Source organism: Flavobacterium ginsenosidimutans (genome assembly GCF_037478105.1).
GTDB lineage: Bacteria > Bacteroidota > Bacteroidia > Flavobacteriales > Flavobacteriaceae > Flavobacterium > Flavobacterium ginsenosidimutans.
The window spans coordinates 1,474,245-1,495,219 of sequence record NZ_CP147988.1; the positions used below are offsets into that span (position 1 = coordinate 1,474,245).

Below are 20,975 nucleotides of genomic sequence, written 5' to 3' on the forward strand. Positions count from 1 at the left end.
TGAACGTTTAAAACTTTAACTAAACAAAAAAGACTGTCATCTCTGACAGTCTTTTTATTATTTTTTAGTGGTGTAAAACTTCTTCACCTTCTTTCATTGGTACATTTTGAGGAACAAAATCTACATCATGATTTGGGTTACTGTAGTCATACGGCCAACGATATACATGAGGAATTTCTCCTGGCCAGTTTCCGTGGATATGTTCAACTGGAGTAGTCCACTCTAAAGTTGTAGATCTCCATGGGTTCTGAACTGCTTTTTTACCGTAGAAAATACTGCTAAAGAAGTTGTATAAGAATACTAATTGGAACGCACCTCCTACAAGAGCAAATGTTGTAATTAAAACATTCACATTTTGTAAATCATCAAATAATGGGAAGTTTGTGTTAGTATAGTAACGTCTTGGTAAACCAGCTAATCCGATAAAGTGCATTGGGAAGAAAACTCCATAAGCACAAACTGCAGTTACCCAGAAGTGGATATAACCTAAGTTTTTGTTTAACATTTTTCCGTACATTTTAGGGAACCAGTGGTAAATACCAGCAAACATTCCGTAAAGTGCAGAGATACCCATTACTAAGTGAAAGTGAGCAATTACGAAGTAAGTATCGTGAACGTTAATATCTAAAGTACTATCTCCTAAAATGATCCCTGTTAAACCTCCAGTGATGAAAGTAGAAACCATTCCGATAGAGAATAACATTGCAGGGTTAAATTGTAAGTTACCTTTCCATAAAGTTGTAATCCAGTTAAATGCTTTTACAGCAGATGGAATTGCAATCAATAAAGTTGTAAAAGTAAACACAGATCCTAAGAAAGGATTCATACCTGAAATAAACATGTGGTGGCCCCAAACGATAGTTGATAAGAATGCAATTGCAAGAACTGACATAATCATCGCTCTATAACCAAAAATTGGTTTACGAGCATTTGTAGCCATAATTTCTGAAACAAGTCCCATCGCTGGTAAGATTACGATGTAAACCTCAGGGTGTCCTAAGAACCAGAATAAGTGCTCAAACAATACTGGAGAACCTCCTTGGTAGTGTAAAACCTCTCCTGCAATATAGATATCAGATAAGAAGAATGAAGTACCAAAACTTCTATCAAAAATCAATAATAAAGCTGCAGATAATAAAACTGGGAACGAAATAACACCAATAATAGCTGTTACGAAAAATGTCCAGATTGTAAGCGGAAGTCTAGTCATAGACATTCCTTTAGTTCTTAAGTTAAGTACAGTAACAATGTAATTTAAAGATCCCATCAAAGAAGATGCGATGAAAATAGCCATAGATACTAACCATAGTGTCATACCTGTTCCTGATCCTGGAATTGCTTGTGGCAATGCACTTAAAGGAGGGTAAATTGTCCATCCTGCAGATGCTGGTCCAGCTTCAACAAATAAAGAACATAACATTACAACAGCTGATAAGAAAAACAACCAGTATGAAATCATATTCATAAATCCAGATGCCATATCTCTTGCCCCAATTTGAAGCGGAATCAATAAGTTACTGAACGTTCCACTTAAACCTGCCGTCAGTACAAAGAATACCATGATGGTACCGTGAATTGTAACTAAAGCTAGATAAATATCATTTGCCATTACACCATCAGGTGCAAATTTATCTCCTAATAAAACATTAAATATTTTGAAAGACTCTTCTGGCCACGCTAATTGCATTCTAAAAAGCAAGGACATTGCAATCCCAATTACTCCCATTACAATACCAGTAATCAAGTATTGTTTAGCAATCATTTTGTGATCAATACTAAAAATATATTTAGTAATGAACGTGTCTTTATGATGATGTTCGTGCTCGTGATCGTGTCCGTGATCGTGACCGTGCGCTTCTGCTGACATATATTTGTACTTTAAATTTTCTTAATAATATTATTTCATCGCAACTTTAGCTACAGCTGCTTTAACTGTATCAACAACAGTTTTAACAGTGTCAATTACTTTTGCAGCAGTATCTGTAGTTGGTGCAGCTCCTTCAGCTGGTTTCTCAGCAGCTTTTGCAGCTTTAATATCCTGAGCTAAAGTAGTTTTTTCACTTAACCATTTTTTGTAATCTTCTGGAGTATCAACTACTACTTTCATTTGCATGTTATAGTGTGAAGCTCCACAAATTTTGTTACATAATAATAAGTAGTCAAATGTATAAGGATCTAAAGCTGTTCCGCCTTTCGCAACTAACTCATTACTTTTTTCAGCTCTAAGTTTGTTGATGTTTGCAACTTTTTCAACCATAAATGGCAACTCTCTATATTCTGCAGTAGTGTAAGTTGGAACGAAAGCAAATTCAGTAACCATACCTGGAACACAGTTCATTTGAGCTCTAAAGTGTGGGAAGTAAGCTGAGTGCAATACATCCTGAGAACGCATTTTAAAGTGAACTTTTTTACCTTTAGGAATATGCAATTCTGAAACTACGATATCATCTTGAGCATTAGGATCTGACATATCAACCCCTAAAGTATTTACTCCTTCGATTAAACGAACGTTAGCTTTACCTAAAACGTTATCTTGTCCAGAGTATCTCGCAGTCCATTTAAATTGCTGAGCATATAATTCGATTTCGATTACATCTTCATCTTTATCAACGAACATAATGTTATTCCAAGCGTACAATCCGTAAAGAATTAAACAAGCTAAAACTACAGATGGAATAATACTCCAGATTGCTTCTAATTTATTACTATCAGCAAAAAATAATGCTTTTTTATCTTTATTTCCTCTATTTTTAAAAGAAAACCAGTATAGTAAACCTTGTGTAATAAATTGAACTAAAAAAATTAAAACCCAAGTAATATTCATTAAATTATCCACTAAAAGTCCATGCTCTGAAGCAGGCGTATGAAGTGCTAAACCTCCCCATTTTAGTAAACCGTAAATCGTAAATATATATATGAATGCCAAGAAGCCAAACATAACATACCCTTGAATATTATTATCATTATCTGATGCAACTTGAGAATCGTCCGAAGAAGCTCCAACCTGTGTAAGATCAAATATCTTGGTCAATTGCCATAATGCAACTGCTAATAAAACTAAAACTATAATTACCAACAAACTTGTCATCTGTTTACTTCTTTAAATATTAATAATGAAAATGTTTACTTTCTTCGATGAAAGGATTTCTTTTTGCAAGCAAAGGAGATTTAGTTAATGCAGTAAATACAACAAATATAAATAAACCTAAGAAGAAAAGAATCGATGCAATTTCAGGAACTCCAATAAACCATTTGTCTCCTACTGTACCAGGCATGATCATATTAAAGAAATCAACATAATGACCTAATAATATCACAACACCAGCCATAACAATAACCCAGTTAAGACGTTTAAAGTCAGTATTGATTAATATTAATAATGGGAAAACAAAGTTCATAACAACCGCTCCAAAGAAAGGAAGGTTATATAACTGAATTCTTGTTACAAAATAAGTTACCTCCTCTGGAATGTTAGCATACCAGATCAACATGAACTGAGAGAACCATAAATAAGTCCAGAAAACACTAATACCAAACATAAATTTAGCTAAATCGTGAATGTGGCTAGTATTAACATACTCTAAATAACCTTTTGACTTTAAATAGATAGTTACTAATGCAATAGTTGTAATACCGCTTACAAAGAAAGAAGCAAATACATACCATCCAAATAAAGTACTAAACCAATGTGGATCAAAAGACATAATCCAGTCCCAAGACATAATAGACTCAGAAACAATAAAGAATACTAAGAATCCCGCAGATGCTTTGAAATTCTTTTTGTAGTAAAGATCATCATTTGCTTCATCTTGTGCTAAACAGTTTTTTCTAGAAAAATGACGGTAGATATTCCATCCTAATAAAAAGATAAATGCTCTTGCAATCCAGAAAGGAAAGTTTAAATATCCTGATTTTCCAGCAATGATAGCATCATAATTTGGACTTTTAGGATCGGTTACACCTTCTCCTAACCATACGAAGATATGATTAAAATGTAATCCACATAATACTAAAAGTATAAAGAAGATTATAGAACCAGCAGGCAAATATGCTGTTATACCTTGCATAACTCTAAATAAAACTGGAGACCATCCTGCTTGAGCTACTTGTTGAATAGCATAAAAAGCTAAAACCCCCATTGAAAGCAATAAAAAGAAAATACAAGCTACATATACAGCAGACCAAGGCTTATTTTGCAATTGGTGCAATACGTGCTCTAAATGTTTTTCGTGCTCATTTGCACCAGAAACTTCTGCATGCTCAGCTCCTTTATGAGAGTCATGTGCAACTTCAGCAGCCTCATGATGACCTGCTTCTTTGTGAGATGCCTCCGCTTTTTCTTCATGCGCCGCACCATGAGAACCATGTTCATCTGCAGCTAGTATTTTTTCAACTTCTTGAATATCTTTTGGTGCACTTAAAAAACCATACCCAATTCCTAATAGACCAACGGCCATTAAGATGATAGAAAAAGTTTTTAATTTACTTGAAAATGTATACATATCTATTACGATCAGTTTGTTCAACAATTATAATTGGCTTTTTAGTTTCAGAACATAGTCAGCAACTAACCAACGTTCGTGAGCACTTAATTGATTTGCATGTGAACCCATTGCATTTAAACCATAAGTCTCAACATGAAAGATACTTCCTTCAGTGATCTCTCTGTCTTTATAGCTAGGTACTCCAAGAAATTTCTCTCTTTCAACCAATTTACCTTTACCATTACCAGCAGCACCATGGCAGCTAATACAGTAAATTTCAAAAAGCTCTTTACCTTTTCCAGAATTTCTTTCTTCTTCAGTCAAAGGTGATTTCAAATTAGCTTTTGCTAATTCATAACCAGCAGTTGAATTTTCATATTCATAAGGTTCAAAACCTCTATTGATAGTTCCTGCAACAGGAAGCTGTCCTTCTTTTCCTCCCTTAAATATTTTTGCTTCTGTATATGGCTCGTAAGCAACAGATTCATACATATTTGGGAAATACTGATAGTTCGGTGCCGAATTATTGTGGCAAGATGAAACTAAAATAGTTATACCAACTAAAAGTGTTATTTTATATATCCTTTTCATAGCTACAATTAATTCTTTTCAATTACTTTAACTTCAACAGCTCCCGTTCCTTCAAAGAAAGAAACCAACTCTGCTTCGTTATCATTTACAGCAACCTCCATTAAAAAGTGGTCATCAGTTGTTCTTACATCTGGGTTTTCAGCTTCTTTAAAAGGCCATAATCTACTTCTCATATAAAAAGTGATTACCATTAAGTGAGCTGCAAAGAATACAGTCATCTCAAACATAATAGGCACAAAAGAAGGCATATTTTGGATAAAACTAAAACTTGGTTTACCTCCAATATCCTGTGGCCAGTCATGAATCATGATGTAACCCATCATAGTTGTTGCAACAGAAATACCAACACAACCATATAAAAAAGCACATATTGCTAATCTTGTTGGTGCTAATCCCATGGCTTTATCCAATCCGTGAACTGGGAATGGAGTAAAAACCTCTTCAATATGATGATGAGCAGCTCTAGTTTTCTTTACTGCATTCATCAAAACGTCATCGTCATTATAAATGGCGTATATAACTTTATTACTCATGATGTGAATCTTTACTGTTTGCTCTTTCTCTAATATAATTATCTCCTGTTCCTTTCAAAATTGTTTTAACCTCTGCCTGAGCAATTACAGGGAATGTTCTAGAGTATAATAAAAACAATACAAAGAAGAAACCAATTGTTCCAATGAAAATTCCAATATCAACAAATGTTGGTGAAAACATTGTCCAAGAAGATGGAAGGTAATCTCTATGTAAAGAAGTAACAATAATTACAAATCTTTCAAACCACATACCGATGTTTACAACAATCGAAATGATGAATGAGAACATGATACTAGTTCTTAATTTTTTGAACCACATGAACTGAGGAGAGAACACGTTACATGTCATCATTGACCAATATGCCCACCAGTAAGGTCCAGTAGCTCTGTTCAAGAATGCATATTGTTCATATTCTACACCTGAATACCAAGCTACGAATAACTCAGTGATATAAGCTACACCAACGATAGATCCAGTAATCATGATAATGATGTTCATTAACTCGATGTGCTGTAATGTGATGTATGCTTCAAGATTAGATACTTTTCTCATAACGATCAACAATGTATTTACCATCGCGAATCCTGAGAATACCGCTCCAGCAACGAAGTATGGAGGGAAAATTGTTGTATGCCATCCTGGAATTACAGAAGTAGCAAAGTCCATAGATACAATCGTGTGTACAGAAAGTACAAGAGGAGTAGCTAAACCAGCTAATACTAAAGATACTTCTTCAAAACGTTGCCAGTCTTTAGCTCTACCGCTCCATCCAAAACTTAAGATAGAATAAACTCTCTTATTAAATGGAGTAATAGCTCTATCACGAAGCATTGCAAAGTCAGGCAACAAACCAGTCCACCAGAAAACTAATGACACTGAAAGATACGTTGAAATCGCGAATACGTCCCAAAGTAAAGGTGAGTTAAAGTTTACCCATAAAGATCCAAATTGGTTTGGAATAGGCAATACCCAGTATGCTAACCATGGACGTCCCATGTGAATGATTGGGAAAAGACCTGCTTGAACTACCGAGAAGATAGTCATTGCTTCCGCAGAACGGTTAATAGCCATTCTCCAACGTTGACGGAAAAGTAATAATACCGCAGAAATTAATGTTCCAGCGTGACCAATACCAACCCACCAAACGAAGTTAGTAATATCCCAAGCCCAGCCAACTGTTTTATTTAATCCCCATGTTCCGATACCGGTAGATACGGTGTAAATTATACAACCTAACCCCCAAAGGAAGGCTATTAATGCGATTGAAAATACAATCCACCATTGCTTGTTTGCAGGCCCCTCAACAGGTGCAGCTACATCTACAGTTACATCGTGATAAGATTTATCACCAATAACTAAAGGTTTTCTAATGGGTGCTTCGTAGTGAGACGACATAATCCTTTATATTGTTTCTTAATTAATAATTTTACTAAGTATTTCTAACTTTAACATGGTAAACCACATTAGGTTTTGTACCTACATGCTCTAATAAGTGGTATGATCTTTCGTCAGCAGCTAATTTAGCAACTTTACTTTCTTTATCATTCACATCACCAAATATCATCGCTCCTGAAGAACAAGCACTAGAACAAGCAGTTTGGAATTCACCATCTCTAACTGGACGGCCTTCGTTTTTAGCTTTTAATTTAGTTGCTTGTGTCATTTGGATACACATAGAACATTTCTCCATAACACCACGAGAACGTACGTTAACATCAGGATTAAGAACCATACGGCCTAAATCATCGTTCATATGATAATCGAACTCGCTGTTTTTGTTGTATAAGAACCAGTTAAAACGACGTACTTTATATGGACAGTTGTTTGCACAGTAACGAGTACCAACACATCTGTTGTAAGCCATATGGTTTTGACCTTCACGACCGTGAGAAGTTGCAGCAACAGGACAAACTGTTTCACAAGGTGCGTGGTTACAGTGTTGACACATTACAGGTTGGAATGCAACTTGAGGATTATCTCCTGCTTTCTCCATTTCATTAAATGTAGATAATGAACTAGATAAACCAGCAATTCCTTCTTTTCTTTCATTATCACCTTCAAAAGTACTTTCAGAAGAGTAGTATCTATCGATACGCAACCAGTGCATATCACGGCTTCTTCTTACCTCTGCTTTACCTACAACTGGAACGTTGTTTTCAGCGTGACAAGCGATAACACAAGCTCCACATCCAGTACAAGCATTTAAGTCAATTGAAAGGTTGAAGTGATGCCCTGTCGTACGATCAAATGATTCCCAAAGATCTACAGTAGTAGCCTCAACTTCTTGGTGATCTAAAGACACCATTGGTTTTTCATTCCAATGTTCAGCATCTTTAGTATTGAATATTTCTAAAGTTGTTTCTTTAATAATATCTCCTCTACCCATTAAAGTTTTCTGACCTTGAACACAAGCAAACTCATGTACTCCTCCAGTTTTAACAATAGATACAGATTGAACATTATTGAAACCTTTATATAAAGCGTAAGCATTTAAACCTACTTGCATTTCTTCTTTTAGAGCTGCTTTACGTCCATAACCAAGAGCTAGACCTAAAGTACCAACTGCTTGACCTGGCTGAACGATAACTGGAACATTTTCCAATTTAACACCATCAACAGTGATCGTAGCATAACTACCATTTAAACCACCGTTTGCAACAATTTCATTTGTTAAACCAAGTTTTTTAGCATCAGCATTAGACACTGTAACATAGTTATCCCAAGAAACTCTTGTAATTGGATCTGGAAACTCTTGCAACCATGGGTTGTTCGCGTGCTGTCCATCTCCTAATCCTGTTTTAGTATATAATACTAATTCAAAATCACCAGCAGATTTTGATTTTGCAACAGCATTTGCAGCAGTAGCAGCATCAATAGCTCCTCCAGATAATGCCGTAGCTCCAAGAACAGCTACACCATCATGTAATACTTTATTCCAAGAAGCACCTGCAGTATAAGCTCCAGAATTTGCTTTTAAGTAGTCATAATAAGTACCAGCAGTACCATTTACTGACAATAAAACATCTTGAAATTGTTTTGTATTGAAAATAGGACGGATTGTAGGCTGAGTTAAGCTATATGTTCCGCTTGTAAGTTCAAGATCTCCCCAAGATTCTAAGTAGTGAGGAGCTGGCGCAGCAATTGAAACAATTGATGCAGTTTCGTCTTCTTTTAATGAAAAAGCAACAGACGTTTTAACTTTTTTCAATCCAGATACGAAAGAAGCTGAATCAGCTAAAGTATAAACAGGATTAACTCCACTCATAATTAAAGTGTGAACACTTCCTGCATTCAAATCTTTAATTAACTGTGCAACTGCAACATTAGAACCTTTTCTAATTTGTCTAGCTCCAGCAGTACTAAAAGCTTCACTAGCCAATACTTGATTGATAGCTAAAACTAATAATTGAGCATTTTTATCTTCAATTCCAGATACTAAAACTCCTTTTGAACCAGCAGCTTTAAGCTGTTGTGCAGCTTTAACTACTTCTGCTTTAAAGTTTCCTTCTAAAGTTACAGGAACAGAAGCACCTACAACAATATTATAAATTTGAACTAAAGCTTGCTTTTGAGCAGCTACAGTCATTGGAACACGCTTATCAGCAGCTGCTCCAGATAATGTCATATTTGATTCAAACTGGAAGTGACGAGACATTTTTCCGCTTTGAGGAATACGTCCTTGTGCATATCCAGTATCATATCCTCCACCTTGCCAATCTCCTAAGAAATCAGCTCCAACAGAAACGATTAAAGAAGCTTTTGAAAAATCATAATCAACTAAAGCTCTTTGCCCGTAAACAGATTCAAAAGCATCTAAAGCCTCAGATGATGAAACTGCGTCATATACAACGTGTTTAGCGTTTGGATTTTTTGCAATAAATTCAGCAATTAATTTTTCTGTAGATGGACTTGCTAAAGTATTAGTCAACAATACTACTTGACCACCTTTAGCTTTTGCTTCTGCTAAACTTGATTTGATCTTCAAATCAACAGCTGACCAAGAAGAATTTTTACCATCTACTTTTGGCTCTTTCAAACGAGCACTGTCATACAAACCTAAGATAGAGGCATGAATTCTAGCATTCGCAGAAAATTTAGCTCCTGCAATTGTATTGTTTTCAATTTTAATTGGACGACCCTCACGAGTTTTCACCAAAAGATTAGCAAAATCAAATCCATCAAAAACTGTAGTTGCATAATAATCAGCAACACCAGGAATGATTTGTTCTGGTTGTAATACATAAGGGATAGACTTGTGAACAGGACCTTCGCAAGCAGCTAATGTTACAGCCGCTGTACTAAACCCTACGTACTTTAAAAAGTCACGACGTGAAGTTCCTGATGTAGCTAAAGCTTCTGCATTACCTAAAAACTCATCAGTAGGAATTTCTTCAACAAATTCGTTATTTCTAAGCGCCTCAACAATAGAGCTATTTTCTAGCTCTTCAACACTTTTCCAGTATTTTTTGTTTGATGACATTGTATATATATATTAAAATCTTAATAAATCGATTAATAGTGGCATTTACCACATTCTAAACCTCCCATTTGCGCTGCAGTTAATTTCTCTACACCGTATTTTTTAGAAAGTTCAGCATGAATTTTGTCATAGTAAGCATTACCTTCCATCTTAACATCAGTTTTTCTATGGCAATCAATACACCATCCCATTGTTAATTTAGAGTACTGCTTCATGATTTCAAATTCTTGTACTGGTCCGTGACAAGTTTGACATTCAATACCTGCAACAGAAACGTGTTGAGAGTGGTTGAAGTAAACAAAGTCAGGCAAGTTATGAATACGAACCCATTTTACAGGCTGTGTTTTTCCAGTATAAGCTTGTTTAGTCTTATCCCATCCAACAGCATCATATAATTTTTGGATTTGAGCATCGTAGAATGCCTTACTGTACTCAGGAGTAGCAGTAGTTTCAGCAACCTCTGAAATGTTTTTATGACAGTTCATACAAACATTTAAAGAAGGAATACCAGCTGTTTTACTTACACGAGCAGCAGAGTGGCAATATTTACAATTGATTTCGTTATCACCAGCGTGAATTTTGTGAGAGTAGTGAATTGGCTGAATTGGCTCATAATTTTGATCTACACCTACTTGCATTAAGTATCCATAAACAAAATAACCACTTGCCAAAAGCAAAAAGATCGAAGTTACCAAAACCAAGAATTGATTTTTAGCGAAAGCTTTCCAGATTGGAAGTCTTGCTTCTTTTGGAGCAACCTCAATACCGTTTTTATTTGCAACTTTAGTCAACACTTTGTTCACCATGAACAGCATAACAACTAAAATAGCCATAACAAGAGCAAGAGCTCCTAAAATAATGTTATTTGAAATAGCACCACCTTCTACGTTAGTCCCTGGAGGCGTAGCAGCAGTAGTTGTACCAGGAGCTGGTTCTGCTTTTTTCTCAGAAGTATAAGCAATAATATTATCGATATCGCCCTCCGATAATTGAGGAAAAGAAGTCATTACAGCTTTATTGTTTTCTTCAAAAAGCTTAACAGCTGCAGCATCGCCTGATTTAATCATATCAGAACTGTTGTGCACCCACTTGTAAATCCAAGCCATTTCATGCCTTTCAGCAACGCCTCTTAAAGCAGGACCTGTTGATTTAGCATCTAATTTGTGACATGCAGCACAATTTGCATTAAAAAGTTCTTTCCCTTTTACTGGATCACCGCCTCCTGCAGCTGGAGCAGCCGCTGCAGCTTCAGGCGCCGCCGGAGCAGCAGCTTCTTGAGCAAATGAAGTTAGGGAGAAAATTAACGTTAGCGATAAGCTAAGCAGCAATTTTCTTGAGATCGAATTATGGTTACCCACCTTTTTCATATAGTATAAATAATTGTCTACTAATTTTTGGTATGATTTTTTCTGTAATAAAACCAGTAAAATCTATACCCTCTTTTAAAACTTGCACAAAAATACGACTTATGAGCTATTCTCAAAACCTTAAAATACCCTTAAATATCAATTTATATCAATTCTAAATAATATTAAAATTTCACACTCAAACTTTAAATAGTATTTTTGCATAAAAACCATCACATTATGAGAATTTTAAGTCCTTCAAAAAACCTTTTCTTAACAATTACTACGATTGCTTTCGCGCACAATATTAACGCTCAGGACCAAAATTTAACATTGAATCAAGACCCTAAATTTGAGCAATTGCTAAATGAGAAGCGCAAAATTAACACGTCAATAAATACAAACGATACTTATAGAATTCAAATCTTTAGTGGCAAAAGCGACGAGGCTAAAAAAACACTATCGGATTTTAAAAGAGAAAATTCAGACATTGACGGAACAATTATTTTTAGCACACCAAACTACAAGGTAATCGTAGGGAATTTCAAGACAAGAATTGAAGCTGAAAGAAACTTAGTTGAAATCAAAAAAAGATACAAAACAGTCTTTTTACTCAAACCTGGGAAATAAATTATTTCAAATAAAAAAGCGAGATTTTCATCTCGCTTTTTTATTGCTTTTAACATTTAAATATTGCTTTTTTCTATACAAAATCAACAGTTTTTAACTTAGTTTACTACTTTAATACCACTAGCCAAAAAACGAATTTCTTCCTTAGGAGCTTTAATAGCATCTATTTCTGTTTTGCTTTTTTTAGCATCTTTTGCATAGTGCTTTAGTTCCTCAACAGAAGTAACTTTTCTTTCTGCGCTTCCTTCTAGAACCACATTTTTACCTTTTAATGCAGTTGGCACAAAAAAAGCATAATCTTTCATTTTAACAAAGAAAGATGTCCCATCTTCAGTTTTAACACTCACCCAGCATCCTCTTTTTGGACAAACATCAGTCACTTCACCTTTTACTGCAACTTTTTCGATTTTATTTACAGCTTTTAAATCTTTCTCTAGTGCCTCAACCGAAATCGCTTTACTTACCGTCGTATTTGATACATTTTCCCCATAATTATCCCCTATCAATGCATTACCTGCCGGTGGAGCTGCTTTTTCAACTGGTTCTTGAGAAAAAGAAAAAGTAGAAAAACAGATAAATAAAATCGTGGTATAAAATCCTTTTTTCATATTTCATTATTTTTTAATTCAACTCATTAAAATTTCAACAAACTAAAGTACACATTTATTACAACTCATTGCAAAACAATTTAACTCCAAAAAAATATTCATAAAAAAAGTCCCAATTTACATTGGGACTTTTAAATATATTAATTGAATCTTATTTCAATTTCTTTTTGATTGCTACTTCATGGTAAGCTTCAATAACATCATTCATTTCGATATCATTAAATCCTTTTATCTGGATACCACAATCGTAACCTTTAGTTACTTCTTTAACATCGTCTTTGAAACGTTTCAAGGCAACTAATTCACCTGTATGAACCACAACTCCGTCTCTAATAACTCTAATCTTAGAAGTTCTCAAGATTTTACCATCTGTCACCATACAACCAGCAATTGAACCAACTTTAGAAATTTTGAAAATCTCACGAATTTCAGCATTACCTAAAATTTCTTCTTTCATTTCTGGCGCTAACATTCCCTCCATCGCATCTTTCAAGTCATCGATAGCAGCGTAGATAATAGAATAATAACGGATATCAATTTCTTCTTTATCAGCAAGCTGTCTTGCATTTCCTGCAGGACGAACGTTAAATCCAATAATAATCGCATCTGATGCCGAAGCCAAGTTAACATCGGTTTCTGTAATTGCACCAACACCTTTATGGATAATATTAATCTGAACTTCTTCTGTAGAAAGTTTAGAGAACGAATCTGATAATGCCTCAACAGATCCATCCACGTCTCCTTTAAGGATTACGTTCAATTCTTTAAACTGACCAAGAGCAATACGACGTCCAATTTCATCAAGCGTAATATGTCTTTGTGTACGTACAGATTGTTCACGCATTAATTGAGAACGTTTTGATGCAATTTGCTTAGCTTCTTTTTCGTCTTCAAAAACGTTGAACTTATCACCCGCTGTTGGAGCTCCATCTAAACCTAAAACAGATACCGGAGTCGAAGGACCAGCACTTAAAACTGTATGGCCTCTTTCGTCGTGCATTGCTTTAACTTTACCGTGGTGTTTACCCGCAAGCATATAATCTCCAATTTTCAAAGTACCTTGTTGTACTAAAATCGTAGACACATATCCTTTTCCTTTATCTAAGAAAGCCTCAACAACAGTTCCTTGAGCTGCTTTATTTGGATTTGCTTTTAGATCTAAAATCTCAGCTTCTAATAAAACTTTCTCTAATAATTCTTTAACCCCTGTTCCGACTTTTGCAGAAATATCATGTGACTGAATTTTTCCACCCCAATCTTCAACAAGTAAATTCATACCAGCCAAACGCTCTTTAATTTTGTCAACGTTAGCATTTGGTTTATCAATTTTATTGATTGCAAATATAATTGGTACTCCCGCAGCCTGCGCGTGAGAAATCGCCTCTTTTGTTTGTGGCATGATGTCATCATCCGCCGCTACTACGATAATAGCAATATCCGTAACTTGAGCTCCACGTGCACGCATCGCGGTAAACGCCTCGTGACCCGGAGTATCTAAGAATGCAATTTTTTGTCCATTATCTAAAGTAACTCCATACGCTCCAATGTGCTGTGTAATACCTCCAGACTCACCAGCGATAACATTCTCTTTACGGATATAATCCAGTAAAGATGTTTTACCGTGGTCAACGTGACCCATTACAGTAACGATTGGCGCTCTTGTTACTAAATCTTCTTCTCTATCTTCTACAACTTCTATTGCTTCTTCAATATCTACTGTAATAAATTCAACATCATAACCAAATTCATCTGCTACAATAGTTAATGTTTCAGCATCTAGACGTTGGTTCATGGTTACCATGATACCAAGAGACATACAAGTTCCAATTACTTTAGTAATCGGCACATCCATCATAATTGCAATTTCACCTACAGTAACGAACTCTGTAACTTTAATAGTTTTACTTCCTTCGTCAAGAGCTCTTTGCTCATCATCAGATTTCTGACGGTGCGTTTCTCTTTTATCTCTTCTATATTTAGCCGCTTTAGATTTTCCTCCTTTACCTTGAAGTTTTTCAAGAGTTTCTCTAATTTGGTTTTTTACTTCTTCTTCCGTTGGCTCAACTTTAGCTACAATCGCAGGACGATTCCCTTTTACGAAACCAGGTCTTTGACTTCTGTTCGCATTGAAACCTCCGCCACTATTATTATTTTGAGCTGGTTTATTTGTATTTGGAGTTCCTGGCGCATTACCTGTAGCAGGTTTTGGTGCACCAGGTGTACCTGGTTTAGGACCAATTCTTTTACGCTTATTTTTATTTGCGTTATTATTATTACCAACTCCAGGAGCTCCAGGTTTATTCTGAGCCACTTTTGGATCTTCTTTCTTTTTCTTAGGCTTATTAAATTGAGATAAATCAATTGTTTGCCCTGTCAGAGTTGTTCCAGTAAGTTTTTGATATTGAGTAGTAATAGTTTCCTCTGAAGTTGTTGGATCAGTAGACACGATTGGCTCCTGCGCAACTTTAGAAGATTCTGCTTTAACTTCTTTTTTCTCAGTAATAATAGGTTCTTCTTTTTTTGTTTCAACAACAGGAGTTGAAACAACTGGTTCAGATTTTACTGTTTCATTTTGAACAGGTTTTTCTGGTTGCACAGGTGCAACAACAGCTTTAGGTTCTTCAACCTTCGCTGGTTCCTCAGAAGGAGTAATTGCAGGTTTTTTAGGATTCAAGTCGATTTTACCAACTTGTACAGGTCCCGAAACAACCGCTCTTGCTTTGATTATTTCTTGTTGTTTTTGACGTTCCTCTTCTTGTCTGCGTTTGTCCTCAATTTCTTTCTCACGCTCTACACGCAACGCTTCTTTTTCTTTTCTCTTTTCTTCTCCAACCTCTTTAGAAGCCTCCTTATTCCCCTTATCGCCCGCAAATTGGCTTTGAAGGATATTAAATTCGCTGTCAGAAATTTTTGCATTAGGATTAGCATCAATAGCAATTCCTTTATCTTTTAGATAATCTACAGCTCTTTCTAACGAAATATTTAATTCCCTTAAAACCTTGTTTATTCTTATTACTCTCTCTTCAGACATATAACCTTTTTATTATTACCTTTTTCGTTGTGTTGTTAGAGCAGATATTCAGCTATTTCCTAGCTATCAAACTCTTCTTTTAGTATTTTCATAACGTCTAGAATAGTTTCCTCTTCTAAATCTGTTCTTCTTACTAAATCTTCTACGTCGTGTTTCAAGATACTTTTTGCAGTATCCAAACCTATTTTTGCAAATTCTTCAATTACCCACTCTTCGATTTCGTCAGAAAACTCTGTCAATTCAACATCATCTTCATCTGCAACTGTTCCAGCGACATCTCCTTCACGAATAACATCTAATTCATAACCTGTCAATTGACCTGCTAATTTAATGTTGTGACCGCCTCTACCAATTGCTTTAGAAACCTCTTCTAATTTTAAGAAAACTTCAGCTCTTTTGCTTTCCTCATCAATTTTGATAGAAGAAACTTTTGCAGGGCTTAATGCTCTTGTAATAAATAATTGAATATTATTTGTATAGTTGATAACGTCAATATTTTCATTTCCAAGCTCACGAACAATTCCGTGAATACGAGAACCTTTCATTCCTACACAAGCTCCAACTGGATCAATTCTATCATCATAAGAATCAACAGCTACTTTTGCTTTTTCACCAGGAATACGCACTACATTTTTCACTGTAATTAATCCGTCAAAAACTTCTGGAATTTCTTGCTCAAATAATTTTTCTAAAAACTTTTCTGAAGTTCTAGACATAATAATTTGAGGTTTGTTTCCTTTTAATTCAACACTTTCGATAATACCGCGAACATTATCACCTTTACGGAAGAAATCTGATGGAATTTGTTTTTCTTTTGGAAGAACAATTTCATTTCCTTCATCATCAACCAAGATAACAACTCTTGGACGTACGTGGTGCACCTCTGCTGTATAAATATCACCGATAATATCTTTAAATTGTTTGTAAAGATTTGTGTTATCGTGTTCGTGAATTTTAGATATTAGATTTTGACGAAGCGCTAAGATAGCTCTTCTTCCTAAATCAATCAATTTTACTTCTTCAGAAACCTCTTCACCAATTTCAAAATCCGCTTCAATCATTCTTGCTTCCGTCAAGGTAATTTCTTCGTTTTCAAAATCCAGATCTTCATCAGCAACAATTACTCTTCTTCTCCATATTTCCATATCTCCTTTATCAGGATTTATAATAATATCGAAGTTATCATCAGATCCGTATTTTTTCTTCAATGCATTTCTAAACACATCCTCTAAAATTGCCATAAGCGTTACACGATCAATAAGTTTATTATCTTTAAACTCTGAGAATGAATCGATTAATGCTAAATTTTCCATGCGAATTCTTTAATTAAAATTAAAATGTTACTGTAACAACTGCCTCTTTAATTTCTGTATAAGGTATTTGTTGCTCTTTTTGAACTGTTTCTTTTCCTTTTCCTACTTTTTTAGGTTCCCTTGCTTTCCAAGACAAAATTATAAAAACATCGTTAGCTTCTATCAATTCTGCTTCGATTTTTTCAGTATTTGTGGTAACAATCAACGTTCTACCGATATTTTTTTTGTATTGTCTTACCATTTTCAGAGGTGTCCCTACTCCAACTGATGCTACTTCAAGCGAAAAATCCTGTTCTTCACGATCTAGATTATTCTCGATTGCACGACTAATGTCAATACAGTCTTGCAGTGCCACTCCATTATCTCCGTCTAAACCAACACTAATTTTAAAAGAATCCGAAACAGCCAGATCAACCAAAAAGATTGATGGTTTTTCGAGAAGAGCTTCCGTAATTAATCCGTTTACTTTTTCTTTGAATGTCATAATTTTATAAAAAGAGGGGACACTTAGTCCCCTCATTATTTAGATTTTAATAAATAACAGTGCAAATATAGTGTTTTTTTTATAAATCAAATAAATTGATTGCTCTAAAAATATTTCATACCTTTATAATAGCATTAAAACATAGAATTATTCACATTATTAACCCCTCAAAAATCATGAAACGAATTTTAGTACCTACCGACTTCTCAGAACACGCCGAAGACGCTTTAAAAGTTGCCGCTCAAATAGCAAAAAAGAATAATTGCGAAATTATTCTTCTTCACATGCTCGAATTGCCGCATCAGACAAATGACGCGATAATGGGCGGAGCAAGCATCCCTGAAAGCATGCTCTTTATGAAGAAGGCAAACGAAACACTTGACGAAGTTGCTGCAAGACCTTATTTAGACGGAATTCCAGTAACCGAGGTTGTAAAAATGGACAAACCAATACATGGAATCACACAAATCAGTAAAGATTACGATGTTGATTTGATCATAATGGGGTCTCATGGATCTTCTGGTGTTGAAGAATTACTTATAGGTTCTAATACCGAAAAAGTGGTTAGAAATTCAGAAATCCCAGTTTTAGTTATCAAAAAAGACATTCCTAGTTTTAGTGCCGCTAATATCGTTTTCGCATCTGATTTCTCAGAAGAAGCAAAAAAACCTTTTAAAAAACTTTTAAAATTTGTAAAACTATTTGATTCAAAACTACATTTAGTTACCATTTGCACTCCTAATAGCTTCAAACCAACTCACGTTAGCGAAGAAGTTATGAATGAGTTTATATCTGAATTCGACATTCCAAATTACACAACCCAAATTTACAACGACACCAATATCGAAAAAGGAATTATCAATTTCTCTAACAGAATAGATGCCGACATTATTGGAATGTTCACACATGGCAGAACTGGCTTCGCACACTTCTTTAACGGAAGCATCAGCGAAGGCTTAGTTAATCATGCCGTTAGACCCGTTATTACCTTGAAAATCTAACAACCAACATATCAACATTAGTAAAAGCTTCTCAATTGAGAAGCTTTTTTTTATGCAATTTAATATTTCAAACAAAATCATACTGAGCTTTTCAACAAACCATATTTGAGCTTTTCAACAAAGCGAAACGCGTTATTAATGCAGAAATTTGTCAAATAAAAATTCATTAAAAAACTACAACATGAAAACAATAGACAAAATTTACATTAATGGAGAATTTGTAACTCCTCAAGGAACAGAATATTTTGACCTTATTAGCCCAACAACAAATGAAAAATTAGGAAAAGTTCGTTTAGGGAATACTGAAGACACTCAAAATGCAATTAGAGCTGCAAAAAATGCTTTTAAAACTTTTTCGAAAACTACAGCTTCAGAAAGAATTCAATATCTGACAAACATTAAATCTTCTGTCGAAAAAAGAAAAAATGACTTTATCAATGTAATGACAGAAGAATACGGAGGCACATTACAATTTGCAACCGTAAGCTATGATTATATGCTAAAAAGTTTCGACTCTGCAATCAACCTTCTTAATATTTATGATTTTACCAAAACCATGGGAGAATCTGAAGTCCAAATGACACCAATTGGCGTTGTCGGAATTATTATTCCGTGGAATTCCAGCAATGGTTTTATCTGCAGCAAATTATCAACTGCAATTGCCGCAGGATGCACAACTGTTATTAAACCAAGTGAAATGAGCGCACAACAAACACAATTAATCATTGAATGTCTTCATGAAGCAAATCTTCCAAAAGGAATATTCAATATCGTAAATGGATTAGGAGAAATTGTTGGAGCCGAAATAAGCAAAAACCCAGACATCGCTAAAATCTCTTTTACAGGATCAACCAACGTTGGAAAAATCATTGCGAAAGAAGCAATAAACAGCATGAAACGTGTCACTCTTGAACTTGGCGGAAAATCTCCAAATATTATTTTAGATGATGCCGATTTCTCAAAAGCCATTCCGCTTGCTATTGGTGCTGCGTTTATGAATAGCGGGCAAGCTTGTATTGCCGGCACTCGCTTATTGATTCCTGAAAACAAACTAGAAGAAATCAAACCAATTATTAAAGAAATTGTTTCAAATATAATTGTTGGCGATCCTAAAAATCCAAATACTGCGGTTGGACCAATGGTTAGCGTAAAACAATATAACCGCGTTCAGGATTATATTCAGATTGGAATTAATGAAGGCGCAGAAATTCTAACTGGCGGACTAGGAAAACCTGACGGATTAGAAAATGGAAATTTTGTCAAACCAACTGTTTTCATTAATACAAACAACCAAATGCGAATTGCCAAAGAAGAAATTTTTGGACCTGTTTTATCTATTATCACTTATAAAACAGAAGAAGAAGCTATTGAAATCGCAAACGACACCACTTACGGATTACAAGCCTATGTAAGTTCATCAGACGAAAAAAGAGCTCACAATGTCGCTTCTCAAATTAATGCTGGACGTGTTCAGATAAACGGAATTGGACACGACCCAATGGCTCCTTTTGGCGGATTCAAACAATCTGGAATAGGACGTGAATTTGGAACATTCGGATTAGAAGCTTATTTAGAACCAAGAGCTTTGATTCAGCAAAAATAATTTTACAGATCTGGAAATCTTCTTCAAAAAGATTTTCCAGATCTTTTAGTAATTTTACAATATGAGCACGAAAACAGAAAAACCAAAAATACTTTACTCTTGTTATTATTCGCGAAGCCGCGAAGGAGAACATTTTATTCCTGAACACGTTTTTAGTTATCAAATTTCTGGCGAAATGATCGCTTCTGATAACAAAAACACTTTTTATTCAAAACCAGGAGATTTTCGTTTTAGCAGAAGAAATAATTTAGCAAAATTCACCAAAATTCCACCTGAAGGAGGCGAATTCAAAACCATTTCTCTTTTTCTAGACCAAGAAATCTTGCGAGAAGTAAGCAAAGAATACAATTTAAAGTCTGACAAAAAAGTAGATTCGGACGCTATGTTTTCATTAGCCCCTAACCCACTTTATAAATCTTTTATGGAATCATTGCTTTCCTATCTTGAAGTTGAAGAAAAAAACAATGAAACTTTGTTCCATTTAAAAATCAAAGAAGCCATTCACCTTTTATTAAAAGTAAATCCTGAACTAAAAGATATTTTATTTGATTTTAACGAACCAGGCAAAATTGATTTGGAAGCATTTATGAACAAAAATTTCCACTTTAATGTTCAAATGCAACGATTCGCCTATCTTACCGGAAGAAGTCTAGCAACATTTAAAAGAGATTTTCAGAAAGTTTTTTCGGAGACACCTGGAAAATGGTTATTAAACAAAAGACTTCAGGAAGCTTATTATTTAATTAAAGAAGGAAAATCTCCATCAGAAGTTTACATTGGAGTCGGCTTTGAAGACTTATCTCATTTCTCTTTTTCATTCAAAAAGAAATTCGGAATTGTTCCTTCTTCTTTAAAACACTCATAACTCAC

Annotated in this window: 16 protein-coding genes; 4 read left to right on the forward strand and 12 right to left on the reverse strand. The window is 34.9% G+C overall.

Annotation, left to right across the window (positions count from 1 at the left end):
- Positions 1-64 precede the first annotated feature (64 nt).
- The 8 genes from V6624_RS06605 to V6624_RS06640 are packed head-to-tail and all read right to left on the reverse strand — an operon-like array spanning position 65 to position 11,456.
- Positions 65-1,867, reverse strand: a complete 1,803-nt coding sequence (locus V6624_RS06605; protein WP_111287981.1) for a cytochrome c oxidase subunit I — start codon at positions 1,865-1,867, stop codon at positions 65-67.
- Positions 1,868-1,897: 30 nt separating this feature from the next.
- Positions 1,898-3,088: a cytochrome c oxidase subunit II gene (locus V6624_RS06610; protein ID WP_338841331.1), complete on the reverse strand. Its 1,191-nt coding sequence runs from the start codon at positions 3,086-3,088 to the stop codon at positions 1,898-1,900.
- A gap of 19 nt (positions 3,089-3,107) precedes the next feature.
- Positions 3,108-4,502, reverse strand: coding sequence for a quinol:cytochrome C oxidoreductase (locus V6624_RS06615; protein WP_338841332.1), 1,395 nt, complete (start codon positions 4,500-4,502; stop codon positions 3,108-3,110).
- A 27-nt stretch (positions 4,503-4,529) separates the two neighbouring features.
- The gene (locus V6624_RS06620; protein ID WP_111287985.1) at positions 4,530-5,075 is read right to left on the reverse strand and encodes a c-type cytochrome; all 546 of its coding nucleotides are present in this window, start codon (positions 5,073-5,075) and stop codon (positions 4,530-4,532) included.
- Positions 5,076-5,083: 8 nt separating this feature from the next.
- Complete coding sequence (locus tag V6624_RS06625) at positions 5,084-5,608, reverse strand: DUF3341 domain-containing protein (RefSeq protein ID WP_008466841.1); 525 nt, start codon at positions 5,606-5,608, stop codon at positions 5,084-5,086.
- The gene (gene nrfD, locus V6624_RS06630) at positions 5,601-7,004 is read right to left on the reverse strand and encodes an NrfD/PsrC family molybdoenzyme membrane anchor subunit (RefSeq protein WP_008466839.1); all 1,404 of its coding nucleotides are present in this window, start codon (positions 7,002-7,004) and stop codon (positions 5,601-5,603) included. The genes V6624_RS06625 and nrfD overlap by 8 nt, the downstream gene beginning before the upstream one ends.
- 34 nt (positions 7,005-7,038) lie before the next feature.
- The gene (locus V6624_RS06635; RefSeq protein WP_338841336.1) at positions 7,039-10,089 is read right to left on the reverse strand and encodes a TAT-variant-translocated molybdopterin oxidoreductase; all 3,051 of its coding nucleotides are present in this window, start codon (positions 10,087-10,089) and stop codon (positions 7,039-7,041) included.
- A 32-nt stretch (positions 10,090-10,121) separates the two neighbouring features.
- The gene (locus V6624_RS06640) at positions 10,122-11,456 is read right to left on the reverse strand and encodes a c-type cytochrome (protein ID WP_338841337.1); all 1,335 of its coding nucleotides are present in this window, start codon (positions 11,454-11,456) and stop codon (positions 10,122-10,124) included.
- A 219-nt stretch (positions 11,457-11,675) separates the two neighbouring features.
- On the opposite strand from V6624_RS06640, the gene V6624_RS06645 reads away from it, so the two are divergent.
- A complete protein-coding gene (locus V6624_RS06645) occupies positions 11,676-12,065 on the forward strand; it encodes an SPOR domain-containing protein (RefSeq protein ID WP_338841338.1) in 390 nt (129 codons plus the stop codon).
- A 98-nt stretch (positions 12,066-12,163) separates the two neighbouring features.
- Here the strand turns inward: V6624_RS06645 and V6624_RS06650 are convergent, their stop codons facing one another.
- The 4 genes from V6624_RS06650 to rimP form a co-directional block, all read right to left on the reverse strand.
- Positions 12,164-12,673: a DUF4920 domain-containing protein gene (locus V6624_RS06650; RefSeq protein WP_338841339.1), complete on the reverse strand. Its 510-nt coding sequence runs from the start codon at positions 12,671-12,673 to the stop codon at positions 12,164-12,166.
- Between the two features lie 151 nt (positions 12,674-12,824).
- On the reverse strand, positions 12,825-15,704 hold the full coding sequence (gene infB / locus V6624_RS06655; RefSeq protein WP_338841340.1) for a translation initiation factor IF-2: 2,880 nt from the start codon (positions 15,702-15,704) through the stop codon (positions 12,825-12,827).
- Positions 15,705-15,763: 59 nt separating this feature from the next.
- On the reverse strand, positions 15,764-17,017 hold the full coding sequence (gene nusA / locus V6624_RS06660) for a transcription termination factor NusA (RefSeq protein WP_012023705.1): 1,254 nt from the start codon (positions 17,015-17,017) through the stop codon (positions 15,764-15,766).
- A 19-nt stretch (positions 17,018-17,036) separates the two neighbouring features.
- A complete protein-coding gene (rimP, locus tag V6624_RS06665; protein WP_162614981.1) occupies positions 17,037-17,501 on the reverse strand; it encodes a ribosome assembly cofactor RimP in 465 nt (154 codons plus the stop codon).
- Between the two features lie 176 nt (positions 17,502-17,677).
- Between rimP and V6624_RS06670 the strand changes: the two genes are divergently transcribed.
- The 3 genes from V6624_RS06670 to V6624_RS06680 all read left to right on the forward strand — a co-directional run bounded on the left by V6624_RS06670 (position 17,678) and on the right by V6624_RS06680 (position 20,970).
- Positions 17,678-18,502, forward strand: coding sequence for a universal stress protein (locus V6624_RS06670; RefSeq protein WP_111287999.1), 825 nt, complete (start codon positions 17,678-17,680; stop codon positions 18,500-18,502).
- A 181-nt stretch (positions 18,503-18,683) separates the two neighbouring features.
- Positions 18,684-20,105: an aldehyde dehydrogenase family protein gene (locus V6624_RS06675; RefSeq protein WP_338841342.1), complete on the forward strand. Its 1,422-nt coding sequence runs from the start codon at positions 18,684-18,686 to the stop codon at positions 20,103-20,105.
- 61 nt (positions 20,106-20,166) lie between these two features.
- Positions 20,167-20,970, forward strand: coding sequence for an AraC family transcriptional regulator (locus V6624_RS06680; RefSeq protein ID WP_338841343.1), 804 nt, complete (start codon positions 20,167-20,169; stop codon positions 20,968-20,970).
- The last annotated feature ends 5 nt before the right edge of the window (positions 20,971-20,975 follow it).

Excerpts from the sequence above, each read along its gene's own strand:
- V6624_RS06605 (WP_111287981.1), bottom strand. The coding sequence starts at position 1,867 with ATGTCAGCAGAAGCGCACGGTCACGATCACGGACACGATCACGAGCAC.
- V6624_RS06610 (WP_338841331.1), bottom strand. The coding sequence starts at position 3,088 with ATGACAAGTTTGTTGGTAATTATAGTTTTAGTTTTATTAGCAGTTGCA.
- V6624_RS06615 (WP_338841332.1), bottom strand. The coding sequence starts at position 4,502 with ATGTATACATTTTCAAGTAAATTAAAAACTTTTTCTATCATCTTAATG.
- V6624_RS06620 (WP_111287985.1), bottom strand. The coding sequence starts at position 5,075 with ATGAAAAGGATATATAAAATAACACTTTTAGTTGGTATAACTATTTTA.
- V6624_RS06625 (WP_008466841.1), bottom strand. The coding sequence starts at position 5,608 with ATGAGTAATAAAGTTATATACGCCATTTATAATGACGATGACGTTTTG.
- nrfD (WP_008466839.1), bottom strand. The coding sequence starts at position 7,004 with ATGTCGTCTCACTACGAAGCACCCATTAGAAAACCTTTAGTTATTGGT.
- V6624_RS06635 (WP_338841336.1), bottom strand. The coding sequence starts at position 10,089 with ATGTCATCAAACAAAAAATACTGGAAAAGTGTTGAAGAGCTAGAAAAT.
- V6624_RS06640 (WP_338841337.1), bottom strand. The coding sequence starts at position 11,456 with ATGAAAAAGGTGGGTAACCATAATTCGATCTCAAGAAAATTGCTGCTT.
- V6624_RS06645 (WP_338841338.1), top strand. The coding sequence starts at position 11,676 with ATGAGAATTTTAAGTCCTTCAAAAAACCTTTTCTTAACAATTACTACG.
- V6624_RS06650 (WP_338841339.1), bottom strand. The coding sequence starts at position 12,673 with ATGAAAAAAGGATTTTATACCACGATTTTATTTATCTGTTTTTCTACT.
- infB (WP_338841340.1), bottom strand. The coding sequence starts at position 15,704 with ATGTCTGAAGAGAGAGTAATAAGAATAAACAAGGTTTTAAGGGAATTA.
- nusA (WP_012023705.1), bottom strand. The coding sequence starts at position 17,017 with ATGGAAAATTTAGCATTAATCGATTCATTCTCAGAGTTTAAAGATAAT.
- rimP (WP_162614981.1), bottom strand. The coding sequence starts at position 17,501 with ATGACATTCAAAGAAAAAGTAAACGGATTAATTACGGAAGCTCTTCTC.
- V6624_RS06670 (WP_111287999.1), top strand. The coding sequence starts at position 17,678 with ATGAAACGAATTTTAGTACCTACCGACTTCTCAGAACACGCCGAAGAC.
- V6624_RS06675 (WP_338841342.1), top strand. The coding sequence starts at position 18,684 with ATGAAAACAATAGACAAAATTTACATTAATGGAGAATTTGTAACTCCT.
- V6624_RS06680 (WP_338841343.1), top strand. The coding sequence starts at position 20,167 with ATGAGCACGAAAACAGAAAAACCAAAAATACTTTACTCTTGTTATTAT.